We start from the raw sequence: 7,798 nt of genomic DNA, 5'->3' as shown, positions 1-7,798 counted from the left end.
TCTCTTCCGGATCACGATCAGGCAGCTGGTTAGTCAACCCGCTGAGGATATGGGAGGTATCTTCTCCTGCAGCCACGTCCAACCTCTCTTTGCGCGCATTCAGCGGCGCACTCAGGTCCGGCAGGGTAGCTGCCCGGCGTGAACGCGTCGTGTGCGTCGTATCGGTTACAACAGCCCGGTCATGTGCGCCGGGCAGGGTTTTATCTCGTGTGTATGACTGCCTATTTGTCCGGGGCGGTTGCCCCGCTAGGCATAGTTGTCAACAGTCACTGTAGCTCCGACGGCTTGCGGATGCGTAGCCGCCCCTGAACCCTCCGGCCTATTTGACCGTCATACTTGTTGTGTGACGCACAATAAGCCGCACCGCGGCGCCCGTAGCTTGAAGCACACGCCCAAAGGGTGTTGGCTTGGAGTAATCGAAATCACCATGCACAGGAGGAACACGTGAGCGAGGCCGACGCCGCCACTTCGGTAAATGTGGCGGAAAAATTGGGTTTCAAGGACGGGGATCTGATTCAGGAGTTCGGTTACGACGACGACGTCGACCTCGACTTGCGTGATGACATAGAGGATCTGACCGGGTCGGAGCTTCTGGATGAGGATGATCACGACGTCGTGGACGCCGTGATCTTCTGGTGGCGGGACGGCGACGGGGACCTCGTGGACACGCTGGTCGACTCGCTCACGACGCTCACCGAGGGTGGCGTGGTGTGGGTTCTCACGCCGAAGTCCGGACGTGCCGGATATGTTTCGCCGTCGGACATCCAGGACGCGGCACCTACCGCAGGGCTGCACTGCACCACGTCCGCGGGCGTTTCCAAGGACTGGAGCGCCACGCGACTGGTGACCAGGAAGAACAAGTGACCGGACAGGCCGCCGTCGCAACGGTGGACCTCGCCGGAGTGCCCGAAGTAGGGCAGCAGGCGCCGGACTTCACCCTGGTTAACCAATTTGGTGAGCCCGTCCGGCTCGCCGATTTCCGCGGACGCAACGTGGTGGTTATTTTCTACCCCTTCGCGTTCTCGGGCATCTGCACCGGCGAGCTGTGCGAAATCAGGGACAACCTCGCAGTCTTCGAACATGCCGACGCCGAGGTGCTGGCGGTCTCGGTGGACAGCAAGTTTGCCCTCCGGGCGTACGCCGAGCAGGAAGGCTACGAATTCAGCCTGCTGGCAGACTTCTGGCCGCACGGCGCCGTTGCCGAAAAGTACGGCGTGTTCGATGAGGAAAGCGGAATGGCAAGGCGCGGAACGTTCATCATCGACGCCGGCGGGACGGTCCGGTACGTCGTTGTGAATCCGCGCGGCCAGGCCCGTGACCTCACCGAATACCGCCGGGTCCTGGCAGAGCTGGCCCAGGGCTAGGCGTCAGGGCCAGCCCATGGACCAGCGGCGGACCGGCATCGGCCTGACAGGCTTCGCCAGTCTGCCTGCGGCTCCACCCGCCGCGTCGTCGGCCGGCGACCTCGAAGCGTTGGGCGGGATCCGCGACGTACTGGCCGGGCTGCCCCTGGCACTTCTGACGGGGGCCGGGCTCAGTACCGACTCCGGCATACCGGACTACCGCGGACCGGATTCGGCCCCGCGCTCACCCATGACTTACCAGGAGTTTGTGGCTGAGGCGGCCAACCGGCAGCGCTATTGGGCGCGCAACCACATCGGCTGGTCCCACCTGAGGCGAGCCAGCCCCAACGCCGGCCACGCCGCCGTCGCAGTCCTGGAGCAGCGTGGGCTCCTGACCGGACTCATTACCCAGAACGTGGACCGCCTCCACGAGGACGCAGGCAGCGTCAACGTGGTGGACCTTCACGGACGCTTCGACCAGGTGATCTGTCTGGAATGCCGCCGCACGTATTCACGGCAGCTGCTCGCCAAGGTTCTGGAGGAGCTGAATCCGGACTTCCTTGGCCATGCCATGGAATCCGGACTTGTCGAGATGGCTCCCGATGCCGACGCCACAGTGGAGGACCTGCGACTGATCCGGAGCTTTGTGGTTGCCCGCTGTCCTGCGTGCGGCGGCGTCCTGAAGCCGGACTTTGTGTACTTTGGCGAGAACGTCCCCAAGGAGCGCGTGGAGCGCGCATACGCAATGGTGGATGAAGCCCAGGCCCTGCTTGTTGCCGGTTCCTCACTCAGCGTCATGAGCGGGCTGCGGTTTGTCCGTCACGCCGCCAAACAAGGTAAACCCGTTGTCATCATCAACCGCGGCCAGACGCGCGGGGACGACCTCGCCACGGTCAAGCTGGAAGCCGGAGTAAGCGAGTCCCTTGCCTGGCTGGCAGATGAATTGCCCGCCCTCGCTGCCCCAAGACCCGATTAGCGTTTGCGGGCACTGTTCGGGTAGAGTCTATGTTCGTTGGTTGGAGCGCTTCGGTGCGAAAAACCTCTCTTTGGGTCTTTAGCTCAGCTGGTAGAGCGCCACGTTTACACCGTGGATGTCATCGGTTCGATCCCGGTAGGACCCACCACGAAAACCCCGTTTGACCAAGTCTTCGATCTTGGTCAGGCGGGGTTTTGTGTCGGTTTTGTCTTTAATGTCTCTGCCCGGCCATAACCTGCGGGCATGGAACATGTACTTGTGAGGACCGCTGCCGACGGGCAGCCGGGCGCTGTCATCCGCGGCGGCCAGGAATGGACGGTGGGCGCGGAACCGCTGCGATGGTTTGAACGCGTCAGTTGGTGGGAGGCGGAGCGCCGGATGCCGCTGGGACGTAGCCGCGTTGACGTCGAAGTGTGGCGGCTGCAGACTCGGCTGGGGCGAAACGCGGGTTCGGCGCTGACCACCATGGAGATCATCCGCGACGGGCTCGGCGGCGGGTGGAGGCTACGGAGCGCGGTAGCGGACCATGCCGCCGCGGAACACGCTGTTGCGAATGCGGCCTGAGCAGCGGGCGCAGAGATCGGGGAAGGCTTAAGAACCTGACAGGCCTGAGATCCGAAGAGGCCCGAGAATTGGATAAGCCTTCCACCGCGACTATTGGGGGATGCCGCGGTGGAAGGCTTGAAATTGAATATACCGTGAACATCCGGAAACACGAAACCATTAGGAAGGTTACTTCCAGTGGTCCTTTTGCGGGTGACCAGGCGGGGCCTACAGCGGCAGCCGTCCAGCCAGTATGATGGTATGTGTTCAGTTGACTGGACGTTTTGGCATCGTCGCCGGTGATCGCGCGCGGTGCAGTCTGCCGACCCCCGCTGTCTGAGCGCGTACCGATAAGGAGAATCATGGCCGATTCCCGCACCCCCAAAGCCACTGACGGACTGGGCAGCGCATCCCCGGCGCCGGCCGTCACGCGGGCAGCCGCCGTTCTGGAGTCGCTCGCGGCGTCCGCCACTGGCCGGCTTACCCTCAGTGACCTCGCCCGGGACCTCGGAATCCCCAAGTCTTCCACGTCCAACCTCCTGCTGGCCCTCGAGGAGGCCAGGCTCATCAGCAGGCAGGGAGCCGAGTATACGCTGGGACGCAAGCTCGTTGAGTTGGGTGCCGCCTACTTGAGCCGCCTCGATGAAGTCCAGGAGTTTTACCGTTTCTGCGAGCAGGCGCCCACGCTGTCAGGTGAAACAGTGCGCATCGCCATGCTTGACGGCTCCAACGTGATCTACCTGGCACGGTACGAGGGCCATCCGGCCGTCCGCCTGACATCCAATATCGGCGACAAGATGCCGGTGTCCCTCTGCGCCGTGGGTAAGGCCCTGATCGCCAGGCTTCATGACCACGACATCGATGCGATGTTCGCTGACGATACGGAGCTTCCCGTGCTGACGCCCAAGTCACTGCGCACGGGTGCGGAACTGAAGGCCCAGCTGGAGCAGATCCGGGAGCAGGGCTACGCGTTTGAAGACGAGGAATCCACTACAGGTGTGGTGTGCCTCGCCGTAACCGTGCCCACACGAGGAGCGCACGGCCCCAGTCTTGGCCTGTCCGTCACCGCACTGAAGGCGACCTACTCGCAGGAACAGGGTGCGCAGATGGTCAAGGAGCTCAATGAGCTGGCCAGATCCCTCGGCAACCCCATGGGCTAAGCGAAAACCCAGACACTATTGGCGAGTCGTTCATCATGTTGTACGCTGTTCAGCATAGTGACCGATGCAATGGTGGTGTCACTACTCACCAGGCCAACGGGGGCCTGGTGTCTCTGAGGGAGTGCTAGTGACAACTCGTACTGATTCACCGCTGGCTGATGCGGACGGCGCCGTCGTCGAACCGGAACAGCTGCGAAGGGCAACACTTGCCAGCTCCGTAGGCTCCGCTCTGGAGTACTACGACTTCTACATCTACGGCCTGGCTTCGGCACTCATCTTCGGGCCGCTGTTCTTCAAGCCGCTCGGCGACGAGGGTGCACTGATCGCATCGTTCGCCACGTATGGCGTGGGCTTCGCTGCCCGGCCCTTCGGCGGCATCGTCTTCGGCTACATCGGAGACCGGTTCGGCCGGAAAATGGTGCTGATCCTGACCATCGGCCTGATGGGTACCGCCAGCTTTGCGATCGGCCTGCTGCCGACGTTCGAGCAGGCCGGAATGCTGGGTGCCGTACTCCTGGTCATCCTCCGCATCGTCCAGGGCCTCGGTGCCGGTGCAGAGCAGGCCGGCGCAACGACGCTGATCTCCGAAGTGGCTCCGCGCCGCCGTCGTGGTTTCTTTGCCTCACTGCCGTTCGTGGGGATCCAGCTGGGCACCCTCCTGGGTGCCGGCACCTTCGCCCTCATCGCGACCGCTGACAAGGCAGTCCTCGAAGGATGGCTCTGGCGTGTGCCCTTCCTGGCCAGCGTGATCCTTATCGCCGTCGCGGTCTTCATCCGCCTGCGGCTCAAGGAAACTCCCGTGTTCCAGGAGCTTGAGAAGCACAAGAACGTGGTCAAGAACCCGGTGGGCCAGCTCTGGAAGCACTCCAAGAAGAACGTGCTGGTGGGCATCGGCCTCCGCATGGGCGAGAACGGCAATTCCTCCATCTACTCTGCGCTGCTGGTGGCGTTTCTGGCAGCCCCGGCGGGCGTTTTTCCCGGCGACAAGTTCATCGGTCCGGTGGGGCTCCTGATCGCCGCCGGTTTTGCCGCCGTCATGGTGGTCACCTTCGGTGCGCTGTCCGACCGCTTCGGCCGCGTCCCGGTCTACCGCTACGGCGCCCTGTTCCAGGCTGTCATCGCCTTCCCGGCGTTCTACCTCGTGACCCTCGGCAACGTCACCCTTGTGTGGGTTGTCATGGTGGTTGGCATCGCTCTCGGCGTGCAGTCCATGCTGGGACCGCAGTGCCCCCTGCTGCCTGAACTGTTTGGATCGCAGTACCGGTTCACGGGTGTCGCCATGGCGCGCGAACTCTCCGCGGTGCTGGCCGGCGGGCTGGTTCCGCTGGTGGGAGCGGCGCTGCTCGCGGCCACTGGATACTCCTGGCTGGTGCTGGCCATCTACTCGCTGGTGCTTGCCCTGATCTCCTTCGTGAGCACCTTCTTCACGCCGGAAACCAAGGGCCGCGACCTTGTGGCCATCGAGGACGCCCGCTAGAAGCCACACAGCGCGAACGTACACTTGCGGTCCCTCCCGGCAACGGGTTGGGGCCACGGGTGTACGTTCGCGCTTCGGTGTTGGGGGCAACAGGAGAGCCGGGCAACCTTTGGCTGCCCGGCTCTCCGGTGTCTCCCGCTGCAGGGGCGCTTTAGTGGAAGGACGCTTTAGTAGAAGTGGACCGTATCCACGAGGTGGGGAAGTTCGCCGCCGTCGAGGAATGTCCTGAGGTTGCTGCAGAAGCGCTCGGCGATCAGGCGGTTCTCGGCTGCGCTCAGTGCCGAGGTGTGGGGCGAGACCATGACGCGCGGGTGGTTCCACAGGGGGCTGTCCTGCGGCAGCGGCTCGACGGCGAACACGTCCAGGCACGCGTAGGCCACCTGTCCGTTCTCCAGCGCCTCGAGCAGCGCGTCCTCGTCCACCACCGTTCCGCGGCCAACATTCACGAATACCGTGCCGGGCTTCATGGCCGCGAAGACCTCGCGGTTGAAAAGCCTTTCCGTGTACGGCGTGCCCGGGAGGGTGTTCACCACAGCGTCGGCAGAGGCGAGCAGCCCGGCCAGTCCGTTGTTGTCCGCCACCTCCTCGATGCCCTCGATCGGCTCCACGGAGCGCTTGGTGCCGCTGACCTTCATGCCGAGTGCACGGGCGATGCGGGCGGTTTCCAGCCCGATCTCGCCGAGCCCCGTGACCACCAGCGAGGAACCGTTGACCAGCTTGGTGGGTATCCGCAGTTCCGGCCACACCTTGGCGGCCTGGTCCTGGGCGAGCTCCGCGGTCCGCTTGAAGCCATTGAGGATGCCCAGGGCCGCAAATTCGGCGAGGGGGAGGGCGTGCACGCCTGCGGATGTGGTCACTTTGAACTTGTTCAGGGTTTCGGCGTCGAGGCCGGAGGCTTTGACCGCTCCGCCGGCACCTGCCGCCATGGCGTGGATCCACTGCAGGCGCGGGTTTTCCCTGGCGATCCGCGCCAGGCCGGCGGGACTTTCGTTCGGGAAGCCGTACAGCACGTCGGCCTTGCCCAGCATCTCCCAATAGCGCTCCTCCTGCTCAGGCGTGCGCTTGAAGCCGGGGTCGCCGGCATGGTCTGCCGGGAACCGTTCGGGCGGCAGCAGATCGGGTTCGTAGAGAACGGTTACGGAGGGATCTACGGCGCGAATGCGTTCCACGAACTCGGCTTCGAGCGGGACGGCGATCGCGACGGTGGTTTCAGTCGTCATGCTGTTCATCATACTGAATAGAGGCTAGAATACTGAACAGATTTGGGAAGATTGACCACAACGACGTGAGGACTCGCTGCACATGAATATACAGAGGGCAGGCTTCGTTGGCCTGGGCCTGATGGGGGCGCCGATGGCCGCGAACCTCGTACGGAAGGGCTGGGCGGTTACGGCGTGGAACCGGTCGCCTGGCGCTCTGGATTATTTCTGCCAGCTCGGCGGATCCGGTGCAGACAGCGTGGTCCAGCTCAGGGACGAGCCGGTGATCGTCTTCATGCTGCCGGACCTCGCCTACATTGAGGAGGCGGCATCGGGACTCCTCGAGAGCTGGAAGTCAGCACCGCCGGCCGCCGGCACAGCCGTGGTGGTCATGAGCAGCGTTTCCCCTACTGCGGTCAAAGCTTTCGGGCAGAGGGTCCGGGAGGCCAGTTCAGGCCATGCCATAGTGGTGGACTCGCCGGTCAGCGGCGGCACGAACGGTGCGATCGATGGCACGCTGGCCATTATGGCCGGCGCGGACCACGAGGCCGACTTCCGGCGGCTGCTTCCGCTTTTCGAGGCCATGGGCACCACCGTGCGGCTCCTGGGTCCGCTCGGCGCCGGATCGCTGGCTAAGGCGTGCAACCAGCTGGTGGTCGGAACGACGACGGCGGCACTCGCCGAAGCGGCTGAGCTCGCCGAACGGTCGGGCGTCGATGTCGCGGCCCTCTATGAGGTCCTGTCCGGCGGCCTCGCCGGCAGCCGCGTCCTGGACCAGGTGGGCCCGCGGATGGCCCGGAAGGACTACACCCCCACCGGCCCGGCAAAGTTCATGCACAAGGACCTGTGCTTTGTCGTGGAGTCAGCCGACACCGCCGGGTCGGCCGCCCCAATGGCACGGGCCGGCGTCGAACTTTACGCCGAACTCAAACGGCAGGGCCTGGGGGACCAGGACCTGGCCGTGGTGCGGCAAACCATTTCAAACCTCAGCAGGACGGGTGCCGTGAGCGCCGCAGAAGGGACCTCTTCATGACTTCACTTTTTGATTTGACCGGGCGGGTTGCCTTGGTGACTGGTTCGAGCCGGGGGATTGGTAATGC

8 protein-coding genes and 1 tRNA gene are annotated in these 7,798 nt (G+C 64.1%); 8 read left to right on the top strand and 1 reads right to left on the bottom strand.

Annotated features, from left to right (window positions below):
* Positions 1–444 precede the first annotated feature (444 nt).
* From ACTHQX_RS21465 to ACTHQX_RS21435, 7 genes are all read left to right on the top strand, one after another.
* Positions 445–864 (top strand): DUF3052 domain-containing protein, encoded by a 420-nt coding sequence (locus tag ACTHQX_RS21465; protein ID WP_236803745.1) that lies wholly within the window; start codon positions 445–447, stop codon positions 862–864.
* Positions 861–1,364 carry a peroxiredoxin gene (locus ACTHQX_RS21460; RefSeq protein WP_440159266.1) on the top strand — a complete coding sequence of 168 codons (504 nt, stop codon included), beginning with the start codon at positions 861–863 and terminating at the stop codon, positions 1,362–1,364. The genes ACTHQX_RS21465 and ACTHQX_RS21460 overlap by 4 nt, the downstream gene beginning before the upstream one ends.
* A gap of 16 nt (positions 1,365–1,380) precedes the next feature.
* Complete coding sequence (locus tag ACTHQX_RS21455; protein WP_440159267.1) at positions 1,381–2,319, top strand: NAD-dependent protein deacetylase; 939 nt, start codon at positions 1,381–1,383, stop codon at positions 2,317–2,319.
* A 72-nt stretch (positions 2,320–2,391) separates the two neighbouring features.
* Positions 2,392–2,467, top strand: a tRNA-Val gene (locus ACTHQX_RS21450).
* A 95-nt stretch (positions 2,468–2,562) separates the two neighbouring features.
* Positions 2,563–2,883, top strand: coding sequence for a hypothetical protein (locus ACTHQX_RS21445; RefSeq protein ID WP_236803740.1), 321 nt, complete (start codon positions 2,563–2,565; stop codon positions 2,881–2,883).
* Positions 2,884–3,224: 341 nt separating this feature from the next.
* Positions 3,225–4,022, top strand: a complete 798-nt coding sequence (locus tag ACTHQX_RS21440) for an IclR family transcriptional regulator (protein WP_236803738.1) — start codon at positions 3,225–3,227, stop codon at positions 4,020–4,022.
* Between the two features lie 127 nt (positions 4,023–4,149).
* Complete coding sequence (locus tag ACTHQX_RS21435) at positions 4,150–5,499, top strand: MFS transporter (protein ID WP_236803736.1); 1,350 nt, start codon at positions 4,150–4,152, stop codon at positions 5,497–5,499.
* Positions 5,500–5,666: 167 nt separating this feature from the next.
* On the opposite strand, the gene ACTHQX_RS21430 is transcribed toward ACTHQX_RS21435, so the two are convergent.
* Positions 5,667–6,731 (bottom strand): D-2-hydroxyacid dehydrogenase, encoded by a 1,065-nt coding sequence (locus ACTHQX_RS21430; protein WP_440159268.1) that lies wholly within the window; start codon positions 6,729–6,731, stop codon positions 5,667–5,669.
* A 70-nt stretch (positions 6,732–6,801) separates the two neighbouring features.
* Between ACTHQX_RS21430 and ACTHQX_RS21425 the strand changes: the two genes are divergently transcribed.
* Positions 6,802–7,731, top strand: a complete 930-nt coding sequence (locus ACTHQX_RS21425; protein WP_440159269.1) for an NAD(P)-dependent oxidoreductase — start codon at positions 6,802–6,804, stop codon at positions 7,729–7,731.
* The last annotated feature ends 67 nt before the right edge of the window (positions 7,732–7,798 follow it).

Source organism: Arthrobacter sp. SAFR-023 (genome assembly GCF_051965295.1).
In the GTDB taxonomy this organism is placed as follows: domain Bacteria; phylum Actinomycetota; class Actinomycetes; order Actinomycetales; family Micrococcaceae; genus Arthrobacter.
The sequence above is the reverse complement of the archived record's forward strand: the minus strand, read 5'-3'. Positions and strand labels throughout refer to the sequence as shown.